Annotated in this window: 18 protein-coding genes and 1 riboswitch; of the genes, 10 read left to right on the forward strand and 8 right to left on the reverse strand. The window is 33.5% G+C overall.

Features of this window, described 5'->3' with window-relative positions:
* Positions 1–42: 42 nt before the first annotated feature.
* Genes AQ616_RS04180 through AQ616_RS04200 form a run of 5 tightly spaced genes read right to left on the reverse strand, consistent with a single transcriptional unit; the run spans position 43 to position 4,989 of the window.
* Positions 43–1,404, reverse strand: a complete 1,362-nt coding sequence (locus AQ616_RS04180) for a GntP family permease (protein ID WP_017797329.1) — start codon at positions 1,402–1,404, stop codon at positions 43–45.
* A gap of 41 nt (positions 1,405–1,445) precedes the next feature.
* Positions 1,446–2,594 (reverse strand): galactonate dehydratase, encoded by a 1,149-nt coding sequence (gene dgoD / locus AQ616_RS04185; protein WP_017797328.1) that lies wholly within the window; start codon positions 2,592–2,594, stop codon positions 1,446–1,448.
* Between the two features lie 15 nt (positions 2,595–2,609).
* Entirely contained in the window at positions 2,610–3,242 is a 633-nt protein-coding gene (locus AQ616_RS04190; RefSeq protein ID WP_069685148.1) for a bifunctional 4-hydroxy-2-oxoglutarate aldolase/2-dehydro-3-deoxy-phosphogluconate aldolase, read from the reverse strand.
* A 28-nt stretch (positions 3,243–3,270) separates the two neighbouring features.
* Positions 3,271–4,224, reverse strand: coding sequence for a sugar kinase (locus AQ616_RS04195; protein WP_017797326.1), 954 nt, complete (start codon positions 4,222–4,224; stop codon positions 3,271–3,273).
* A gap of 18 nt (positions 4,225–4,242) precedes the next feature.
* Positions 4,243–4,989 (reverse strand): IclR family transcriptional regulator, encoded by a 747-nt coding sequence (locus tag AQ616_RS04200; protein WP_017797325.1) that lies wholly within the window; start codon positions 4,987–4,989, stop codon positions 4,243–4,245.
* 186 nt (positions 4,990–5,175) lie between these two features.
* Between AQ616_RS04200 and AQ616_RS04205 the strand changes: the two genes are divergently transcribed.
* The 8 genes from AQ616_RS04205 (at position 5,176) to AQ616_RS04240 (ending at position 13,451) form a co-directional block, all read left to right on the forward strand.
* The gene (locus AQ616_RS04205; protein ID WP_069685149.1) at positions 5,176–5,943 is read left to right on the forward strand and encodes an SDR family NAD(P)-dependent oxidoreductase; all 768 of its coding nucleotides are present in this window, start codon (positions 5,176–5,178) and stop codon (positions 5,941–5,943) included.
* 74 nt (positions 5,944–6,017) lie between these two features.
* Positions 6,018–6,064, forward strand: a riboswitch (PreQ1 riboswitch).
* Between the two features lie 66 nt (positions 6,065–6,130).
* Positions 6,131–6,628 carry a preQ(1) synthase gene (gene queF / locus AQ616_RS04210; RefSeq protein ID WP_069685150.1) on the forward strand — a complete coding sequence of 166 codons (498 nt, stop codon included), beginning with the start codon at positions 6,131–6,133 and terminating at the stop codon, positions 6,626–6,628.
* Between the two features lie 49 nt (positions 6,629–6,677).
* On the forward strand, positions 6,678–7,313 hold the full coding sequence (locus tag AQ616_RS04215) for a queuosine precursor transporter (RefSeq protein ID WP_069685151.1): 636 nt from the start codon (positions 6,678–6,680) through the stop codon (positions 7,311–7,313).
* A 304-nt stretch (positions 7,314–7,617) separates the two neighbouring features.
* Positions 7,618–8,694 carry a multiple monosaccharide ABC transporter substrate-binding protein gene (gene chvE / locus AQ616_RS04220; RefSeq protein ID WP_069685152.1) on the forward strand — a complete coding sequence of 359 codons (1,077 nt, stop codon included), beginning with the start codon at positions 7,618–7,620 and terminating at the stop codon, positions 8,692–8,694.
* 64 nt (positions 8,695–8,758) lie between these two features.
* Entirely contained in the window at positions 8,759–10,294 is a 1,536-nt protein-coding gene (gene mmsA / locus AQ616_RS04225; protein WP_139136334.1) for a multiple monosaccharide ABC transporter ATP-binding protein, read from the forward strand.
* Between the two features lies 1 nt (position 10,295).
* On the forward strand, positions 10,296–11,450 hold the full coding sequence (mmsB, locus tag AQ616_RS04230; RefSeq protein ID WP_069685154.1) for a multiple monosaccharide ABC transporter permease: 1,155 nt from the start codon (positions 10,296–10,298) through the stop codon (positions 11,448–11,450).
* A gap of 119 nt (positions 11,451–11,569) precedes the next feature.
* The gene (locus AQ616_RS04235) at positions 11,570–12,604 is read left to right on the forward strand and encodes an aldose epimerase family protein (RefSeq protein ID WP_069685155.1); all 1,035 of its coding nucleotides are present in this window, start codon (positions 11,570–11,572) and stop codon (positions 12,602–12,604) included.
* 142 nt (positions 12,605–12,746) lie between these two features.
* Positions 12,747–13,451, forward strand: coding sequence for a hypothetical protein (locus tag AQ616_RS04240; protein ID WP_139136324.1), 705 nt, complete (start codon positions 12,747–12,749; stop codon positions 13,449–13,451).
* 380 nt (positions 13,452–13,831) lie between these two features.
* Here the strand turns inward: AQ616_RS04240 and AQ616_RS04245 are convergent, their stop codons facing one another.
* Positions 13,832–14,683, reverse strand: a complete 852-nt coding sequence (locus AQ616_RS04245) for an MBL fold metallo-hydrolase (protein ID WP_069685156.1) — start codon at positions 14,681–14,683, stop codon at positions 13,832–13,834.
* 353 nt (positions 14,684–15,036) lie between these two features.
* A complete protein-coding gene (gene rpsD, locus AQ616_RS04250; protein ID WP_069685157.1) occupies positions 15,037–15,639 on the reverse strand; it encodes a 30S ribosomal protein S4 in 603 nt (200 codons plus the stop codon).
* Positions 15,640–15,992: 353 nt separating this feature from the next.
* Here rpsD and AQ616_RS04255 point away from each other — a divergent pair, with 353 nt between their 5' ends.
* Positions 15,993–17,777, forward strand: a complete 1,785-nt coding sequence (locus AQ616_RS04255; protein WP_084822431.1) for a sensor domain-containing diguanylate cyclase — start codon at positions 15,993–15,995, stop codon at positions 17,775–17,777.
* 154 nt (positions 17,778–17,931) lie between these two features.
* On the opposite strand, the gene AQ616_RS04260 is transcribed toward AQ616_RS04255, so the two are convergent.
* Entirely contained in the window at positions 17,932–18,414 is a 483-nt protein-coding gene (locus AQ616_RS04260; protein WP_069685158.1) for a GAF domain-containing protein, read from the reverse strand.
* A gap of 127 nt (positions 18,415–18,541) precedes the next feature.
* On the opposite strand from AQ616_RS04260, the gene refZ reads away from it, so the two are divergent.
* Positions 18,542–19,195 carry a forespore capture DNA-binding protein RefZ gene (gene refZ / locus AQ616_RS04265; protein ID WP_051042518.1) on the forward strand — a complete coding sequence of 218 codons (654 nt, stop codon included), beginning with the start codon at positions 18,542–18,544 and terminating at the stop codon, positions 19,193–19,195.
* The last annotated feature ends 144 nt before the right edge of the window (positions 19,196–19,339 follow it).

Here is a 19,339-nt window from a genome sequence, read left to right on the forward strand (position 1 = left end):
AATTTTTTGCTCTATTCCAACCTACTACTATATTTTTATATGCTAGACAAAGAAGCTGATTGCAAATACAACTGCAAATCCAACAAAACCAATGATAGTTTCCATTACTGTCCATGTTTGTAGTGTTTGCTTTTCTGTCATCCCGAAAAATCTGTTAACTAACCAGAATCCAGAATCATTCACATGTGAGAACACTGTAGCACCACTCGCTATGGATATTACAATTAACCCTAACATAGGTTCAGAGACTTCCATCAAATTAATAATCGGTGACATTAACCCAGCAGCAGTAATCATTGCAACTGTAGCTGAACCTTGGGCAATCCGTACAAATGTTGAAATAATAAACGCTGCTAATACTAATGGAAGGTTTGATGTCGCTAACATATTACCTAATACGTCACCTACACCACTATCAATTAAAGTTTGTTTAAAAACTCCACCTGCACCAGTAATAAGTATAATAATACCTGCAGGTTCTAATGATTTCGTAGCAATATTTTGTACTTCTTCTTTAGTGTATCCTCTTTTTGTACCCAAAATATAGAAGGTTAATAGGGTAGATATAGTTAACGCGATAAATGGATGTCCGATAAATGTAAGGAATGAATGTACAAACGTTCCTTCTTCTAATATTAACCCAAATACAGTGTTAATTAGTATTAAAAAGAGTGGAATTAATATTAATAGACATACAGTTTTAAAACTTGGTAATTCTCGGTTTGTTTTTTCTACCTCATTTTCAAGATATTCTTTATCTACAATATACTTGGGAACTTCTAAATGAATTTTTTTAGAAATATATTTACCAAATATTGGTCCTGCTATAATCATCGCTGGCAAACCTGCTATAGCACCAAATAAAATTACCCATCCTAAATCGGCGTTTATTATAGAAGCGACCGATATTGGTCCAGGAGTAGGTGGTATGAAACTATGAGTAACGGCTAGCCCTGCAAGTAAAGGTATACCAAAATATAATAATGATTTTTTAGTTTTTTGAGCTAAACTGTACACAATTGGTATTAAGATTACCAGAGCAACATCAAGAAAAACTGGAATTGCTACAATAAACCCTGTTAAACCAAGTGCCCATTGAACTTTTCCATCACCAAATTTATTAACTAAAGTTAATGCTAAACGTTCTGCTCCTCCAGAAACTCGAAGCATTTCACCGAACATAGCTCCTAGACCAACTACAACTGCAATGAAACCTAAGGTTCCTCCCATGCCTTCTTCCATGGTAGCTATAAGATCATTTAAGTCCATTCCCGATAAAACACCTATAAAGATACTAGAAATAAGTAATGCAACAAAAGCTTGGAGCTTTGACCGCATAACCAAGAACAGTAACAGGGCTATACCTAGTATCGTAACCAAAATCAACATAGTAGTATTTGACATAAGTAATCCTCCTTTGTAATCAAAATTTTAAATATTAAATACTACCATTCTGCAATTGAGCCGTCTTTGTGTCTCCAAATTGGATTACGCCAGTTCTCTGTATCATTTGCTTTCTCTATAACATATTCTTCATTTACTTCAATACCTAATCCAGGTCCATCTGGGATGGTGACATAGCCATTTTCGTAAGTGAAAACATCTTTATCAACAATATAGTCTAATAAATCGTTTCCTACGTTATAATGTATTCCTAGACTTTGCTCTTGAATAAACGCATTATGCGAGGAAGCGTCGACTTGTAAGCATGCTGCAAGAGCAATTGGCCCTAATGGACAATGTGGAGCTACTGCAACGTCATAAGCTTCTGCCATTGAAAAGATTTTTTTCGCTTCTGTAATTCCACCTGCATGAGATAGATCTGGTTGAATTATGTCTACATATCCATCTGATAAAAGCTTTTTGAAATCCCAGCGAGAGAACATTCTCTCACCTGTTGCAATTGGAGTAGTTACATGATTAGCAATATCTCTCAATGCTTCATTATTTTCTGGAAGTACGGGTTCCTCGATAAACATTGGTCTAAATTGCTCTAATTCTTTTGCTAAAATTTTTGCCATCGGCTTATGGACACGTCCGTGAAAATCAATCCCAATTCCAATATAAGGACCAACCGATTCTCTGACAGCAGCAATCCTTTCTATAACTGCATCAATCTTTTGATGGGAGTCAATATATTGTAGTTCTTCTGTCCCGTTCATTTTTATTGCTTGGAAACCTCTATCTACTACTTCTTTAGCAGCTGCTCCAACATCTGAAGGTCTGTCTCCCCCAATCCAAGAATATACTTTTATTGAATCTCTACAGGCTCCACCTAGTAACTGGTGGATAGGTGCATTGAAGAATTTTCCTTTAATATCCCATAATGCCTGGTCAATTCCAGCAATAGCACTCATTAAAATTGGGCCGCCTCGATAAAAACCGGAGCGGTACATTAGATTCCAATGATCTTCAATTCTTTGAGGATCTTTGCCAATCAAATTTTCCATAAGTTCTATAACTGCCGCTTTCACTGTAGATGCTCTACCTTCAATAACTGGTTCTCCCCAACCTACAATTCCTTCATCTGTTTCTATTTTTAAAAACAACCATCGAGGTGGTACCTGATATATTTTATAATCTGTTATTTTCATATGATCAACTCCAATTTATAACGTTTTCATTTTTGATGTAAATTGCTTTGCATTGTTTGTTACTTGATCTAAGAATTCATCTGTGACTTTTATCGTATTAGGTACTAAGGAACTGCCTAATCCTACTCCAATCGCACCTTTTTTAATGAATTCGTTTACATTTTCGACATTTACACCTCCTGTAGGAAGTAATTTTATATGTGGTAAAGGACCATGAATATCTTTAACATAATTTGGTCCTAATGAGGATGCTGGAAAAACTTTAACAATATCTGCTCCTGCCTCTACGGCGGTTAATATTTCAGTAGGAGTAAAAGCAGCGGGTATGCTAATCACGCCATATCTTTTAGTCGCTTTAATTGTTTCTACATCCAATGTTGGAGATATTATAAATTTTGCTCCAGCTTTTATTGCTAACACAGCCGATTCGGAGTCAAGTACGGTTCCTGCACCGATAAGAACATCCTTTTCTAAGTGTGAATGTAATGCACCTATTGTATCTAAAGCATTATCACTATTAAGAGTAACTTCGAGTAATCTAATTCCACCTTCATATAGAGCTTTTGCTATTTTAATAGTTTCATTAGTATTGTAACCACGTATAATAGCAATTAGCTTTTCTGTTTCGACTCGTTTTAAAATATCCATAGCAATATCCTCCTTCTTATCACTAAAATTAACGACTTACATCTTCGCTCGAAGATAGACTGGACAAACGTTCAAAGTGAGACCTATCTGGAAACCCTTCATAATCTCCTACATAAGTTGTAGCATATCCACCAGTGATACATGCGCGTTTTACTGCTTCATTAACACTTAATTCATCAATTAGCCCCGATAATAGACCAGCTGCAAATGCATCTCCAGCACCAACAGGATCTTTCACTTGTTTTACTGGAAAACTAGGGACATGATCACTTTGATCACTTGTACAATAATAGGCTCCTGTTTCACCGAGTTTGACAACAACTAACTCTGCACCTAACTCCATACATTTTTCACCTATTTCTTCTGGGTCATTACTATCGAATAAAAATTGACCTTCACTAATTCCTGGTAAGACAATATTGGACAACTTTAATATATCGAGTAATGTTTCCCTCGCTTCTATTTCTGACCAGAGTTTTTTACGAATATTTGGATCGAAGACAATTTTTACACCATTTTTTTTAGCCATGTTTATTGCTGTAAAAATAGTTTGTTTACAACTTTCACTAATCGCTGGAGTAATTCCAGTTATAAAAAGATAAGAAGCTAAAGAAATATAACTTTCGTCAAGTAGATTAGGATTCATTTGGCTAGCTGCTGAATGTTCGCGATAATAATAAACATGAACATCGGACTCGTTAATAATTTCTTTTAGAAATAATCCAGTTTGATGACTCGAATCAAATTCAATAAAAGTGGTATCTACACCTTCTCCTCGTAATTCTTTTAATACCATCGCGCCCAATTCATCGTCACCTAATCTACTTATAAAACCAGTACTATGGCCCAGTCTACTTAATCCGATTAATGTATTGGTTTCTGTACCAGCTACACGTGGTTCAAAGGAGGATGTCTGTCTAATAAGTCCATTCCTATTTGGGGTTAGTGATATCATTGTTTCTCCGATTCCAATAACATCCAATTTTCCGTACTCCTTTCTTTATACATATCCCATCCCATTAGAAATAAGTTGGGCTGTTTTTTTAAGATTTGTAATAGTAGATTCTTTTTGCTTTATCATTCTATCTTTTGGTCCTGCAACACTTATAGCTGCTAAAAGCTGTCTCTGACTATCGAATATTGGAGCAGCTAAACAGTACAAGCCATCTTCATTTTCTTCATCATCAACGCTATATCCTTGTTTTTGAAACAATTGCAGTTGATCTTCTAATTGAGTTCTATCAGTAATTGTATTTGCAGTGATTTTCTTTAAGGTAATGCGATTTAATAATTCATTTTTTTCCCTTTCAGGCATAAAAGATAAGAACGTCTTACCAAGTCCAGTACAATATATTGGCTTTTTATATCCAGGTTGTGCAGTCGTGCGTATTGATCTGTCAGCATCCATTTTTGCAATATATACTAGCTCATCTTTAGATAACATTGCCATAAACACAGTCTCTTTAACCGCTTTCATAAGATTGGTTAAATAAGGTTTTGCTACCGTATGTATATTTAATGATTCTAAAGCACTTGTTCCTAATGGTATTAACTTTTCACCTAAATAATATAGTTTCATACCATCTTGTCGAACGTATCCTTCGTTATGTAATGTTTTTAAAAGGTTAAACGTACTACTTTGTGGCAATTCTAACTTGTCGCCAATATTTTTAATTGATAACCCATCTGTATATCTTGCTAATAAGTCTAGAATGTCTAATGCGCGTTTGGCAGATTTTACAGACATACTATCACCTCCTTTAATTCATATATATGAATCTTCATCACATATGTAATTTTGTTGAATATACCATACTTTATTTAACTAGTAAAGAATATTTTTAATTAATATTAATTGGATACTTAATAAGCATATTGTATTCGAATTAGTTAAAACTATAATAAAATCTAGTTTGTTAAAGGAGTTAAAGATATGTTCAAAGATAAAGTTGTATTAATTACCGGAGGTGCCGGAGGGATAGGTTTAGAGGCGGCAAAAGCATATGCTCGTGAAGGAGCAAAATTGGCACTAGTAGATCTTAAAAATGAAGCATTAGAGAAGGCTGCTAATGAAATTGATACTCAAGAAATTCTATTGATTACAGCAAATGTTGGAAAAGAAGAAGATGTACAAAATTATGTGGGTAGAACAAAAGAAAAATATGGAATGATAGACATATTTATTAATAATGCAGGAATCAATGGTCAATTTAATAACATCACAGAACAAACAAAAGAGAATTTTAGTAATGTATTTGACGTTAATGTTATGGGTGTATTTTTTGGAATGAAGTATGTACTACAAGTAATGAAAGAACAAAAATCTGGTGTAGTTATTAACACTGCGTCTAATGGTGGATTATTAGGAGCTCCTGGTATGAGTGCATATGTTGCTTCTAAACATGCTGTAATTGGATTAAATAAAACAGCGGCACTAGAAATGGCGGAGTATGGTGTACGCGTCAATGCGGTTGCACCTTCAGGAGTTAACACAGAAATGATGCGAAGTATTGAGAAGAATGCAATGGGTGATAAGGCAGAAGAAGCTAGAGCTCAATTCGAAGCATCTGTACCGATGAATCGTTATGCGACAGCTGAGGAGATAGCGAACCTTATGTTATTCTTATCTTCAGATAAAGCTTCATTTATTAGTGGTTCCTATTATCGAATCGATGGTGGTCAAGGGGCGACATCCGTATAAGTAAGATGAAAATATTAAGATTGACATAAACACTAATAATACTTATAATCATTGTTTGTACACCAAACATAATTTTGGTAGAGGTTCTTAGCTTCAACCCTCTATAAAAAACTAAGGACAAACAATGATTATTCAAGTCATGTTCCTTAGGGGCATGGCTTTTTTTATGGAAAAGGAGGTAATAATTATGGCAGGTAGAGATGAAAATGAACTTCAGGATGTTCAGTTATTAGGAAGTCAAGGAACTACATATAATTTTAATTATACACCGGAAGTGTTAGAGGTTTTTGAGAACAAACATCCACTACGTGACTACTTTGTTAAATTTAATTGTCCAGAATTCACTACGTTATGTCCAAAAACAAATCAGCCTGATTTTGGAACGATTTATATTAGTTATATTCCAGATATTAAAATGGTAGAGAGTAAATCATTGAAATTGTATTTGTTTAGTTTTAGGAATCACGGGGATTTCCATGAGGACTGTATAAATATTATTATGAATGATTTGATTGATCTAATGAATCCAAGATACATAGAGGTTCGAGGGAAATTTACTCCACGTGGTGGTATTTCTATTGATCCATATTGTAATTATGGTAGACCAGGAACAAAATTTGAGAAAATGGCGGACCAACGACTTATCCAACATGATATGTATCCAGAAAATATAGATAATCGATAGAGGGGAAAAGTAAGATCCTCTAACCTAATATAAAGGGGAAGAGGACAGGATGTATATTTATTTTAGTGCAATCTTTGTAGGTTTGTTATTGCTATCAAATATTCTTTCAGTAAAGTTATTTGAAATGGGAAGTTTTATACTTCCAAGTGCTGCTATCGTTTATGTTATTACATACTTAATGACAGATGTTATTGGTGAGGTTTATGGTAAGGCTGCAGCAAGAAAAACGGTGCTAGCTGGGTTTCTGACACAAATAATTGCTATGGTATTTATCTACATTTCTATACAATTACCACCGGCTCCAGATTTTCATGCACAAGCCGAATTTGAACAAATCTTAGGTGGAAGCTTTCGACTTATATTTGCTAGCTTAACTTCTTATGTAATAAGTCAAAATTTAAGTGTGTCTATATTTCATTGGTTTAAACATAAGCATGGTAAGAAAAAATTATGGTTACGAAATAATTTAGCAACAATGTCAAGTCAATTCATAGACACTGTATTATTTATTACGATTGCATTTTTGGGGATAGTACCCACAAACGTACTGCTAGGTATGATCGTTTCGCAATATATTTGGAAATGTCTAGTCGCATTATTGGATACTCCATTTGCTTATATTTTGGTTAAATGGACTAGAAAATACGAGGGCAACAGTCCAGACCATGTGATAAAGCCTTCTTAATTTACTTCAAGTCATGTATTCATAGCTTGTATTTTCATATACCTTAATTGATATTCATATAAAACAGAGAAGAGTAAAAAAGAGCCAATTCTTATGAATTGGCTCTTTTTTACTAATTTTGTGAATTTACTTAAGATATTTTGAATATCCTATAATAAATGTACGTACAAGAGATAAATAATTATTTCTTATACGAACGTTATTATTACTATCGCACAAAATAGATTGAATATGCTTTTTACATGAGTGTGGTATGTCTGTGTTTACTTATTTGTTTGCGATAGAAAAAAGAAAGGGGATCAAAATGAAAAGGTTTATATTTTTGATGTGTGCTTTTTTAGTTAGTGTCTTATTGGTCGGGTGTAGCGAAGATTCGAGTGGTGCAAGTGATTCAAAAACGGTTGGAATCGCAATGCCAACTAAGTCTTCGGAGAGATGGGTGTACGATGGGGACAATATGAAAGCAGAATTTGAAGAGTTAGGTTATGAAGTTGATCTTCAATATGCCGAAGACGTAGTAGAGAATCAAGTATCTCAGATTGAAAATATGATTACAAAAGGTGTAGATATTTTAGTAATCGCTTCCATTGATGGAGAAGCTATCACTGATGTATTAACACAGGCAGAAAACATGGATATCCCTGTTATTGCTTATGATCGATTAATTATGAATAGTGATCATGTTAGTTACTATGCAACATTTGATAACTTTCAAGTAGGAGTATTACAAGCTCAATATATAGAAGAATCTCTCGGTTTAGCAGATGGGAAAGGGCAGTTTAACATTGAATTATTTGCAGGTTCACCTGATGACAATAATGCATACTTTTTTTGGGATGGTGCATTGTCGATATTGCAACCGTATATAGACAATGGTCAATTAGTAGTTCAAAGTGGTCAGACAGATTTTGAACAAGGTGCTACTCTAAGATGGGATGGATCAAAGGCGCAAGAACGAATGGATAACTTATTGAGTGCTAATTATTCCAGTGAAAAAGTTGATGTAGTACTTTCGCCATTCGATGGAATTAGTAGAGGAGTTATTTCATCGTTAAAAGCAGTAGGGTATGGGAGTGGTGATAAACCAATGCCTATAGTTACTGGACAAGATGCTGAGTTAGCTTCCGTTAAATCAATCATTGCAGGAGAGCAGACACAAACTGTTTTCAAAGATACCAGAGAATTGGCAAAGAAAGCAGTTGAAATGGCAGATTCTGTTTTAAGTGATGAGGAGCCTGAAATTAATGATACAGAAACTTATGATAATGGCAATAAAGTAGTTCCATCTTATCTTCTCGAACCGATTTCTGTGGATATAGATAATTATGAACAGGAATTAATAGAGACTGAATATTATTCTGAAGATGAAGTAAGTAATTAATCTAAAAAGATGATTTAGCGTATCTTCATGCTAAATCATCTTTTTGTAAGGATGTGTGTACATGTTGGATAATTATATATTGGAAATGAGAGGTATTGAGAAAACTTTCCCAGGTGTGAAGGCGCTTAATAATGTAAATCTAAAGGTAGAGTCAGGAGAGATTCATGCATTAATTGGAGAAAATGGAGCCGGAAAGTCCACATTAATGAAGGTCCTAAGTGGTGTGCATCCATATGGAAGTTACGGAGGAGATATTGTATTTCAAAATACTAAATGTGAATTTAAAAATATTAACCAAAGCGAAGCATTAGGGATTGTTATTATACATCAAGAGCTTGCTTTAATTCCTGAGCTTTCTATTGCAGAGAATATATTTTTAGGAAATGAACGAAGTAACAAAGGAATCATTAATTGGAATGAGACTATATTAAAAACAAGGAAACTCCTATCTAAAGTTGGACTGAGAATCAATCCGGAAGAAAAAATTAAAAATATAGGAGTAGGTCAACAACAATTAGTAGAAATTGCAAAAGCGTTATCAAAGGAAGTTAAATTACTTATTTTAGACGAACCAACTGCGGCCTTAAATGAAGAAGATAGTGAGAATCTACTAAACTTACTACTAGATTTTAAAAGACAAGGTATGACTTCAATTATGATATCTCATAAATTAAAAGAGTTATTGAAAATATCGGATAGCATAACTGTTTTACGAGATGGAGAAACCATTCAATCCTATAAGCACAAGGAGCAAAAAGTTAGTCAAACACAAATTATAAAAGACATGGTAGGAAGAAACTTAGAAAATTTGTTTCCAGACCGCACTTACAACATTAAGGATGATGTTGTTTTCGAAATTAAAAATTGGTCGATCAATCACCCCATAGACGTTGATAAGCAAATTTTAAATAATGTGAACTTATATGTGAAACGAGGAGAAATTGTTGGGATCGCAGGTCTTATGGGTGCAGGGCGGACAGAATTAGCAATGAGTGTATTCGGTAAATCCTACGGAAGGAACATCACCGGTCAACTTTTCAAAGATGGAAAAGAAGTTGTTTTTAATAATGTTACTGAAGCTGTTAAAAGTGGTGTAGCTTATGTATCTGAGGACCGAAAAGAATATGGATTGATATTGATTGATAACGTGAAGAACAATGTAACGTTAGCTAATCTACAGGAGCTCGCTAATTACTCAGTAATTGATAATCAAAAGGAGATTATTGAAGCAGAAAAACTTAAATTACAAATTAATATTAAGACTCCTACAATTGAACAAAAAGTCTTCAATTTGAGTGGTGGAAATCAACAAAAAGTTGTATTAGGAAAATGGATGTTTGCTCAACCAGATATTCTTATACTTGACGAACCAACCAGAGGTATTGATGTCGGTGCAAAATTTGAAATCTATAAGTTAATTAATGCACTTGCAGAACAAGGAAAAAGCATCATCATGATTTCTTCAGAATTACCAGAGTTAATTGGCATGTGCGACCGAATATATACATTATGCAAAGGTGAAATCACAGGGAATCTATCAAGGCAAGAGGCAGATCAAGAAACCTTAATGACTTATATGACACAAAATTGGGGGTCCTAAAATGGATATAGTGAAAAATTTAATTACAAATAATATTCGTAAGTTTGGAATGGTAATTGCTTTAGTCGGTATCATTATTCTATTTCAAATCTTAACGAATGGTATATTACTTACACCACTAAATATTACTAATATTATTATGCAAAATAGTTATATTATTGTATTAGCAATAGGGATGATGTTAGTGATTATTTCAGGAGAGATAGATTTATCGGTTGGTTCTGTTGCAGCTTTTGTAGGTGCGATAGCGGGAGTATTGTTAGTAACCCTTGATTTACCAGTGATTGTAGGTATTGTACTGTGCTTGCTTATCGGAGCTTTAATCGGTGCTTGGCAAGGTTTTTGGGTATCCTATGTGAATATTCCTTCCTTTATTGTAACGTTAGCTGGTATGCTTATTTTTAGGGGATTAACGCTTATTGTACTTGATGGAAGAACGATTGCTCCTTTCCCGGAAAATTTCCAATCATTAAGTTCTTCCTTTATACCGAATATATTTGCTACTGAAACGCACTTCTTAACCATTATAATAGGAGGGATATTATCTCTTATTTATGTTTTAAATGAAGTTAGAATTAGAAGAGCAAATGTAAAATATAATTTTGAGACGCTATCCTTCCCGTTATTCGTAAGTAAAATCTTTTTTATCTTAATTATTTTAAATCTATTTACCTTTGTTTTGGCACAATATGCAGGTATTCCATATGTGCTCATCATTTTATTACTTCTCATTTTTGGATATACTTTTGTCATGAATAAGACTGTCATAGGTCGTCATATTTATGCACTGGGAGGGAATATCAATGCCGCACAATTATCTGGTGTAAAAACAAAGAAGATGAAATTTCTTGTATTTGTGAATATGGGGGTACTTGCTGCATTATCAGGGTTAATCTTTGCAGGAAGATTGAACGCTGCAACGCCACAAGCAGGAAATTTATTCGAATTAGATGCCATTGCTGCCGCTGTGATCGGGGGAGCTTCGTTTACTGGAGGCGTAGGAACTATTTTCGGTGCCGTAATTGGTGCTTTAGTAATGGGGGTATTGAATAATGGCATGTCATTGATGGGGATAGGAATAGATTGGCAACAAGCTATAAAAGGTATGGTACTATTAGGCGCTGTAGCATTTGACGTGTTGAATAAGAATAAATAATAGATGAACGAAGGGACTCGAACTAAAGGAGTCTTTTCGTTCAGGTTGTGTAAAATAATGTAGTTAAACAATTAATCAGTATATAATGAAAAATAGATTACTAGTTTGGAGTGATAAATATGCAAATTCATGTAGAAAATGTACATAAAGATTGGAAACAATTTACAATGGTCAACGATGATGCAATGGAAGTATCTATACTAAATTTTGGAGGGATTATTACACGAATCATTACACCAGATAAACATGGAGATAGAGAAAATATTGTTGCGCGATATAACAATTTTGATGATTATATCAAAAATCCACTTTACCTCGGAGCGATTATTGGTAGAGTAGCAGGAAGAATACAACATGCAAGTTTTTCTATAGAAGACAAAGCTATTCATTTACAAGCCAATGAAGGTGATCATGTTCTGCACGGTGGTTCAAGTGGATTTCATCAAATTTTATGGGATGTAACAACTATTGAAGAATCGGATTATGTAGGGATTAAATTATCTCATACAAGTAAAGAAAAAGAAGGTGATTTTCCAGGTAATGTAAACGTAACGGTTACCTATTATTTGAATAATCAAAATGAATTATCAATTGAGTATAAAGCGATTAGTGATAAACAGACTCCGATTACATTAACGAACCATTCTTATTTTAATTTAAGTGGAAATTTAAAACAAACAATACATGAACATGAAATAACATTAGATAGTGATCATTTTTTGGAGTTAGATGAAGAACTAATTCCAACAGGAAAGATAATGGATGTAGATATGACACCGTTTGATTTTCGAAGTGGACATCGTCTCGGAATTGGTTTAAATCAAGATTTTTACCAAAATAAAATTGTCGGAGCAGGCTATGATCACTATTTTCTATTTAATCATGAGAAAAGGCATGTTGTGAATATAGTTGAACCTAGAAGTGGTAGACAACTCTTTATTTCAACCAATCAACCGGGGATGGTCATGTATACGTCAAACTCGGTAGATTCTAGTCAGCGATTTTATGAAGGTGAGGCAAAGAAACACATTGCCGTATGTTTTGAAACTCAAGGAAGCCCTGCATCATTACACCATGACAACCTTGATACCATTATTTTAGAGGCGAATCAACCTTATCAAAAAACTACAACATTTCAGTTTGGGATATTTTAAGTCACTAATTAAGTGATAAAACTACTTTTAAACGCATAACGTATAGGATAAGAATTACTTTTCTTATATGAGACATCTCTATAGAGGTGTCTTTTTCTTTTTGCAATATGCACTATTATCTGAAGAAGGAGCGAATGCTTTCGTGTCGAAATGGACAAATAAAGATTGGAAATGGCTGACTGGAATTCTTATAGCCATTATTATTTTGGCTTTTTCACTATGGCTAGTCGATTTTACTGTTGGTTTTGGGATTATTTCTAGTTCAGTTTCCATTGCTTTAGCAATAGTAGCTATATACATGTCGTTGCAGCAAAGTAAAGACAATCAAAAGATGTTAACTTCGGTAATAAATATGAGAAATGAAGTAATTAACCATATTAAAGATGTTGCGGTAAAAGTAGATAATATTACAATGATTGATATTACCGATTTGGTAGATGTACATAAAAAGTTGAACAGTATCGGAAAGATGGAAAAGAGTAATGGTAATGAATTTGATAGTAAAGGGAAGATAAAGCAGTTATCAGATGATGAAAACGAAAGAATAAAGCTTTATAAACAGTTTTTAAATTTTAATACTCTCGGAGGGGGAGCGCATTGGAATAGATATCAACTTAATATAAGCCTAGCAGAAAATGTAGATCAACAACAAACAATGAAAATTATTAGTAATCTTATAGTTAACGGTTTAAAAGGGGAATATATTTTGTACAATAAGGTTAATGCAAATGTATATGAATTTGTATTTGTATCTGATTTACCAGATATAATACTAAAAAATAGCTGGATAGAAAATATAATAAATTATCAAGGTGTTAATGTTTTAGGATTTTTTCAGATTGATTAAGGACTGAGTGATAGTAGACCATAAATGATATGGGTGCTAACTAATTTTATACCCCCTATCTCTATAGTGAAAACATCTCAAAAACTTATTAGCAGAGAGTCGTTTAATATAAATTAAAGTAAAAGTGTTAGTCTGATAAGAGAACTTTATATAGATATATTTTAAGTAGAACAAAAGCCCTCACTAGTAGGGCTTTCTTTGTTATATTCTTTATTTTTTAGTGGGTTATCATAATAGAGAGGAGGATCTGATGGGAATTTAGGTGTTCTTCTCCAATAGACTGGCACATTTGAATTTTGTATTTGCCTTTTCCATCGTACCCCCTTAAAATGTTAAAACATAAATTTTCCTTCCTTTAGATTTCTGGTTATTTTTCTACTTTAGTGACTTTTTTTATCATCGACATATTGTCCGTAATCTGGAATAGCTAATTCATCAAAATTATTCACTAGCTCCTGTAACCCATTTGCAAGTTCTTCACCTTCTATAAAAGTACCATGGCCGGGTATAACTATGTTAGGCTTTAAAGAGTTAAGTTTTTTAACTGATTCCCGAGCAGTTAGCCAATCAGTTGTAAAGTATTTTGGTGGTCCGTTTATTTCTTTCTTTTGCGTTAATACATTATAAAAAGAATCTTGTTTAACCGTAATAAAAGCGTCCCCTGATATTAATACCCCATCTTTACTTCTATAAAGTGATACGTGCCCTGGAGAGTGCCCAGGTGTGTGAATCCATTTCCAATCAGTTAAATAAGGCACACTGTTATCTTCAGGTAAGGGATTAACTGCTGAACCTACGTCAATTGGTTCATTTGGGAATATAGGAGAGATTTTTGCTATAAAACCTCCTTCAACACTTGGGTCTGGCTTAGGGTAGCTTTTTTCTCCAGTTAGATAGGGTAGTTCAAGATGGTGTGCATATACAGGAACTTGCCATTGTTTTAATAAGTCAATCAATCCTCCAACATGGTCGAAATGACCATGAGTTAAAATAATTGCTTGAGGTTTTCTTCCAAAACGATGTTCAACAACTTTTTCGATCTCTGATGCCGATTCTGGCAACCCACTATCAATTAGGACCCAATTTTCTTCTGGTTTTCCAATGAAGCATATGTTTACAATTTGATCAGTGTAGTAATAGATATCAGGTTTAACTTCATTCCCAGTTCTACTCGAAATAGATGTCATAGGGATAAATTTTTTATCATTACTTTCGTGCATATTTTCATACATACTAAAATCCTCCTTGATACTAGCATTAAATAAAGTTAAAAATATATACGCTGGTTTACAGTTAGGGTATATTTGGAGGTGTACTCTTTGGGAGTAAAAACAAAAGCCTCCATGTGGGAGGCTTTTGTTTCCTTTAAGTAATCATATTGTTACGGTTTTCATCACTATTCGGCGTTCTATGTGCAGGTTTCAAAACAGGTTTTTACTAAAAGGCTTTTTTGCCCCCACAAGTGCCCCAATTTAATAATATTAAATACATTGTCTACAAACATGGAAACATACAAAAGCCCTAGAAACATTGATATATCAACGTTTCTAGGGCTTTTAATACTGTTTTTTATTAAGCGATTCACTTAACGAGAGTAGAACTCAACGATAAGTTGTTCGTTAATTTCAGCTGGAAGTTCAGAACGCTCAGGCAAGCGAGTGTAAGAACCTTCCATTTTGTCGGCGTCAAAGCTAGTATATTCAGGTACAAAACTATTAGCTTCTAAAGCTTCTTTTACAACATCAAGGTTTTTAGACTTTTCACGAAGTCCAATAACTTGACCAGGCTTAACAGCGTAAGATGGGATATCTACACGTCCGCCATCAACAGTTACATGACCGTGATTTACAAGCTGACGAGCTTGTCTGCGAGTACGTGCGAGTCCTAAACGATAAACTAAGTTATCAAGACGAGATTCAAGAAGAATCATGAAGTTCTCACCATGAATACCTTTCATTTTTCCAGCTCTATCGAATAGAGTGCGGAATTGACGTTCGTTCAATCCATACATGAAGCGTAATTTTTGCTTCTCTTGCATTTGCAAGCCATATTCTGATAGTTTTCTGCGTTGGTTTGGTCCATGTTGACCAGGAGCGTAAGGGCGTTTATCTAATTCCTTACCAGTTCCAGTTAATGAAATGCCAAGACGACGGGATTTTTTCCATACGGATCCAGTATATCGTGCCATAGGTCATTTCCTCCTTTATATGTTTTATTGCATAAAATAAAACGAGCGTGATCGTTTCGTTGTCCATTTTGTTTTCATGTACCATCGCTCCAGCAGCAGAGAGTTACACGATACACCTTCTTATCATTTCGACAAGTAAGGAACAAAATGGGTGCAAGCGTCGATGCACTTAGGCTACCTAATTATTTTACACAAATTACAGTATATAATTTTTATATACCCATGTCAACAGTCATAAAAAAAGTAATAATTTCTTTGGTGTAGGAAAAATTGACTAGTTGATGTATAATTATAGTAGAAAGGAATTGTTTTGTTGATGTTATTTTAAATAATCGTTAAGTTAGGGAGAAAAGGTGATTATTTTGCACGTTTCGAAGCAATCACGAGGTAAGTTTATAGAAAAACTATACCGTAATATGTCTGATTTTATTGAAAATAAGAATTTGAATTGGATACCTTCATTATTCGATACGATTGGAATGTATTTAGATTGTTCTAGTATTACTGTTTATGAATGGCATGAAGAAGAATCTTGTTACTATTTACATTACCATTCTAATAATGATAAAGTGCCGCATGTATTAATGTCTAGTCATTTTGAAGTTATTGATGATAAGTCAACTAAAATGATTAAAATAGATTCATTAACAAATCCATGGATTATAATTATACATGATATGACGAACTCTAACATGGACAGGTTAAAAATCGAGGTTGTAAATATAGAAGTCAACAAATATCTTACTACTTTTTCATCAATATTACATAATATGCATATGCCTTTATTCAATAATCTTCTTTTGGAATTAAATAATGAATTATCTGGTTCGATTCACACTTCGTTTGTATTTCAGAAAATAACAGATGTTATACAATCAACGTTTCATAGCATTAAAGTTTCGTATATGGTAACACAGGATTTTACGTTTCCTGATCATATAAATGTAAAAATTATGGAGTGGAATGATGAAACTCTTAGTAGAGAAGTGAAACAAACATTTATGAATGGTCAAATACAATTTAATAGTGATAATTCAATCATTTATTTGCCTATTACTGGTAAACAAGGTAACTATGGGGTCATAGAAATACAAAGTGATGTCATATTGAAAATGAATAGCAATGAAAAGTATTTTTTAACTCAAGTTGCAAAAGTATGTGGTAATGCTTTAGAAACAGCTTTTTTATTACAACATTCCAGAAATAAAATTGACCAATTAACAATGATAAATCAAACGAGCAATCATTTTAATTCTAAGTTAGACTTTCGTGAAATTATTAATACATTAAAGAGTCAGTTTGCTTCTTATGCTTCAGATTCAACCTTTGCTATCTTGCCGTTAGATGGCAAATATGCAGGAACAAGTGTAGGTAATGATTTGTATTTTGAAAAAGAAGAAGGAATCATGTTTCTTCATAATCTGAAAATCTATACAAAAAATTATGAAGAAACGTTCTTCAGTGGGAATTTTAAGGAAAATGAGCCCGACTCTAATTTTCAGTCAGTTATTGCCGTTCCCATGAAACATGAAAACAGTTTAATTGGAATTGTATTTATCGGGCATAAAGAAGAATATCAATATGATTATCATCAATATAAATTAATGGAAAGTATGATTCAACATTCAGTAGTAGCTATTGCAAACACATTGCAAAAAGAACAACTTACAAAAGCATTAGCAGTGGACCATTTAACAGGACTATATTCAAGACAGTATTTAGAAGAAACTGTAAATAATCATATGAAAGAGGGAAATAAAGGCTCGTTAATTCTATTTGATATTGATGATTTCAAACAAGTAAATGACTCGTATGGACATTTAATTGGAGATCAAGTGTTAATTCAAGTTGCACAAGTACTACAAGAAGTAGTTAAAGATAAGTATATAGCAGCAAGGTGGGGAGGCGAAGAGCTCGCTATATATGCGCAGGAGACTTCATTACAAGAAGCAATAAGGATTTCCAGAGAAGCTTGTGACATTGTTGAACAAACAACCAATCCACGTGTAACTCTTTCTTCTGGAGTGTCATTTTGGTCTAGCGAAGAAAATGACAGCGCAAATACGATATGGCAAAGATCAGACAAAGCTTTGTACGAGGCGAAGGAACGCGGAAAGAATAAAGTGGTGTATAAATAGAAGTTGTTATATGCTAAAATTTTTAATAGACTCAACTACATAAAATGTTATAGTTAATAAAAATCGAACGATTATCCGAATCATTTATGTTTACGGATAATCGTTCAACTTTTTAATGTTTAATATACTTAAAACTAACAAAATACATTAAATTTTACTGTAGGTGTTTTGTTAAATGTAGTACAAATTTTTCTAGAAAATATTGATCTTCTTCATCAAAACGATTGTTAATCGGGCTATCTATATCAAGTACTCCATAGATTTGATTATCAATAGTGATAGGCACTACGATTTCTGAATTGGTGGCACCGTCACAGGCAATGTGACCAGGAAAAGCATGCACATCATCAACTCGTTGTGTCTGCTGTTCTGAGACAGCTGTACCACATACTCCTTTTCCATAAGGAATGCGGATGCATGCTGGTAAGCCTTGAAAAGGTCCAAGAATGAGCTCGTTTTCTTCCCAAAGATAAAAGCCAACCCAATTTACTTCGGTTAAGAATTGGTTTAATAATGCAGAGGCATTTGATAATAATGCTACATTATTTTTTTCACCTTCAGATAATGCATCGAGTTGTTTGATTAGTAGCTCGTAATCTTTTGTTTTTTCACCAGAATAATTTTTATGTTCAAACATATATACCCCCCTAACATGGTTTTACAGCGGTTGACAAATGGTGACAGTCGTAGTTTTTTTGTCGAGAATTTATTGAAGGAATTTCATCATTAACTGTCGTAATTGATTAATAAGGAGCTGAATTATGATGAAAAATAACCTAACAAAACAAAAAGTTGTTGACGCCGCTTCGTCATTGTTCTTTCAAAAAGGTTTTCATGGAACCTCGGTTCGAGACATAGCAGACAAGGCTGCTGTCAATGTATCATTGATAAGCTATTACTTTAATGGAAAGCAAGGGCTTTTAGAATATGCTGTTACAGCATATTATGAAGCGTACTTACAAAGTGTAGAATCAGCACTAGAAGAAGTAGCACCATTGAGTCCCAAAGAACAGTTGCATCAATTAATTTTTACTATTATACATTATAAGCAATCCTATCATCAATTAACGTGCTTCATTCAACGAGAACTTTCTTTAGATTCGGTATTTGTTAGAGAAATGGCTGTTACTTATTTGGCAAAAGAGAACTATTATATACAGAAAACCTTTTATGATGCTCTTTCTAATAAGATGCATCCTGATGAAAAAACGTATCTATTAATGCAACTAAAAGGTATGTTAATTACACCATATATATTGCATAGTGAGTGGAAAGATCAAATTATTGGTGAATATTCTCATCAACAGTTTATAAAAAAATATGTGAGAACGATTCAAAAATGGTTGGATTTTGTACTGGATAATAAAAATGATAAAGATTTTATACATTCAGGTAATAAATCTTCGCAAAAATCGTGACGAATCCGCAATAAATTTGCATTTTTTTAGCCAAAAATGCAAATTACATGGTATCATAAAGGAAATATAGTTACGTATACTCAATTTTAATAAAAATGATAAAAATAGATTGTATTGATTTGTAGGTATTCTGGTTGGGAGGCA

This window comes from Oceanobacillus sp. E9 (assembly GCF_001741975.1).
Taxonomy (GTDB): domain Bacteria; phylum Bacillota; class Bacilli; order Bacillales; family Amphibacillaceae; genus Oceanobacillus; species Oceanobacillus kimchii.

What these genes read in the sequence shown, in the direction of transcription:
- AQ616_RS04180 (WP_017797329.1), bottom strand. Translation starts at nt 1,404, where the DNA reads ATGTCAAATACTACTATGTTGATTTTGGTTACGATACTAGGTATAGCC.
- dgoD (WP_017797328.1), bottom strand. Translation starts at nt 2,594, where the DNA reads ATGAAAATAACAGATTATAAAATATATCAGGTACCACCTCGATGGTTG.
- AQ616_RS04190 (WP_069685148.1), bottom strand. Translation starts at nt 3,242, where the DNA reads ATGGATATTTTAAAACGAGTCGAAACAGAAAAGCTAATTGCTATTATA.
- AQ616_RS04200 (WP_017797325.1), bottom strand. Translation starts at nt 4,989, where the DNA reads ATGTCTGTAAAATCTGCCAAACGCGCATTAGACATTCTAGACTTATTA.
- AQ616_RS04205 (WP_069685149.1), top strand. Translation starts at nt 5,176, where the DNA reads ATGTTCAAAGATAAAGTTGTATTAATTACCGGAGGTGCCGGAGGGATA.
- queF (WP_069685150.1), top strand. Translation starts at nt 6,131, where the DNA reads ATGGCAGGTAGAGATGAAAATGAACTTCAGGATGTTCAGTTATTAGGA.
- AQ616_RS04215 (WP_069685151.1), top strand. Translation starts at nt 6,678, where the DNA reads ATGTATATTTATTTTAGTGCAATCTTTGTAGGTTTGTTATTGCTATCA.
- chvE (WP_069685152.1), top strand. Translation starts at nt 7,618, where the DNA reads ATGAAAAGGTTTATATTTTTGATGTGTGCTTTTTTAGTTAGTGTCTTA.
- mmsB (WP_069685154.1), top strand. Translation starts at nt 10,296, where the DNA reads ATGGATATAGTGAAAAATTTAATTACAAATAATATTCGTAAGTTTGGA.
- AQ616_RS04235 (WP_069685155.1), top strand. Translation starts at nt 11,570, where the DNA reads ATGCAAATTCATGTAGAAAATGTACATAAAGATTGGAAACAATTTACA.
- AQ616_RS04245 (WP_069685156.1), bottom strand. Translation starts at nt 14,683, where the DNA reads ATGTATGAAAATATGCACGAAAGTAATGATAAAAAATTTATCCCTATG.
- rpsD (WP_069685157.1), bottom strand. Translation starts at nt 15,639, where the DNA reads ATGGCACGATATACTGGATCCGTATGGAAAAAATCCCGTCGTCTTGGC.
- AQ616_RS04260 (WP_069685158.1), bottom strand. Translation starts at nt 18,414, where the DNA reads ATGTTTGAACATAAAAATTATTCTGGTGAAAAAACAAAAGATTACGAG.
- refZ (WP_051042518.1), top strand. Translation starts at nt 18,542, where the DNA reads ATGAAAAATAACCTAACAAAACAAAAAGTTGTTGACGCCGCTTCGTCA.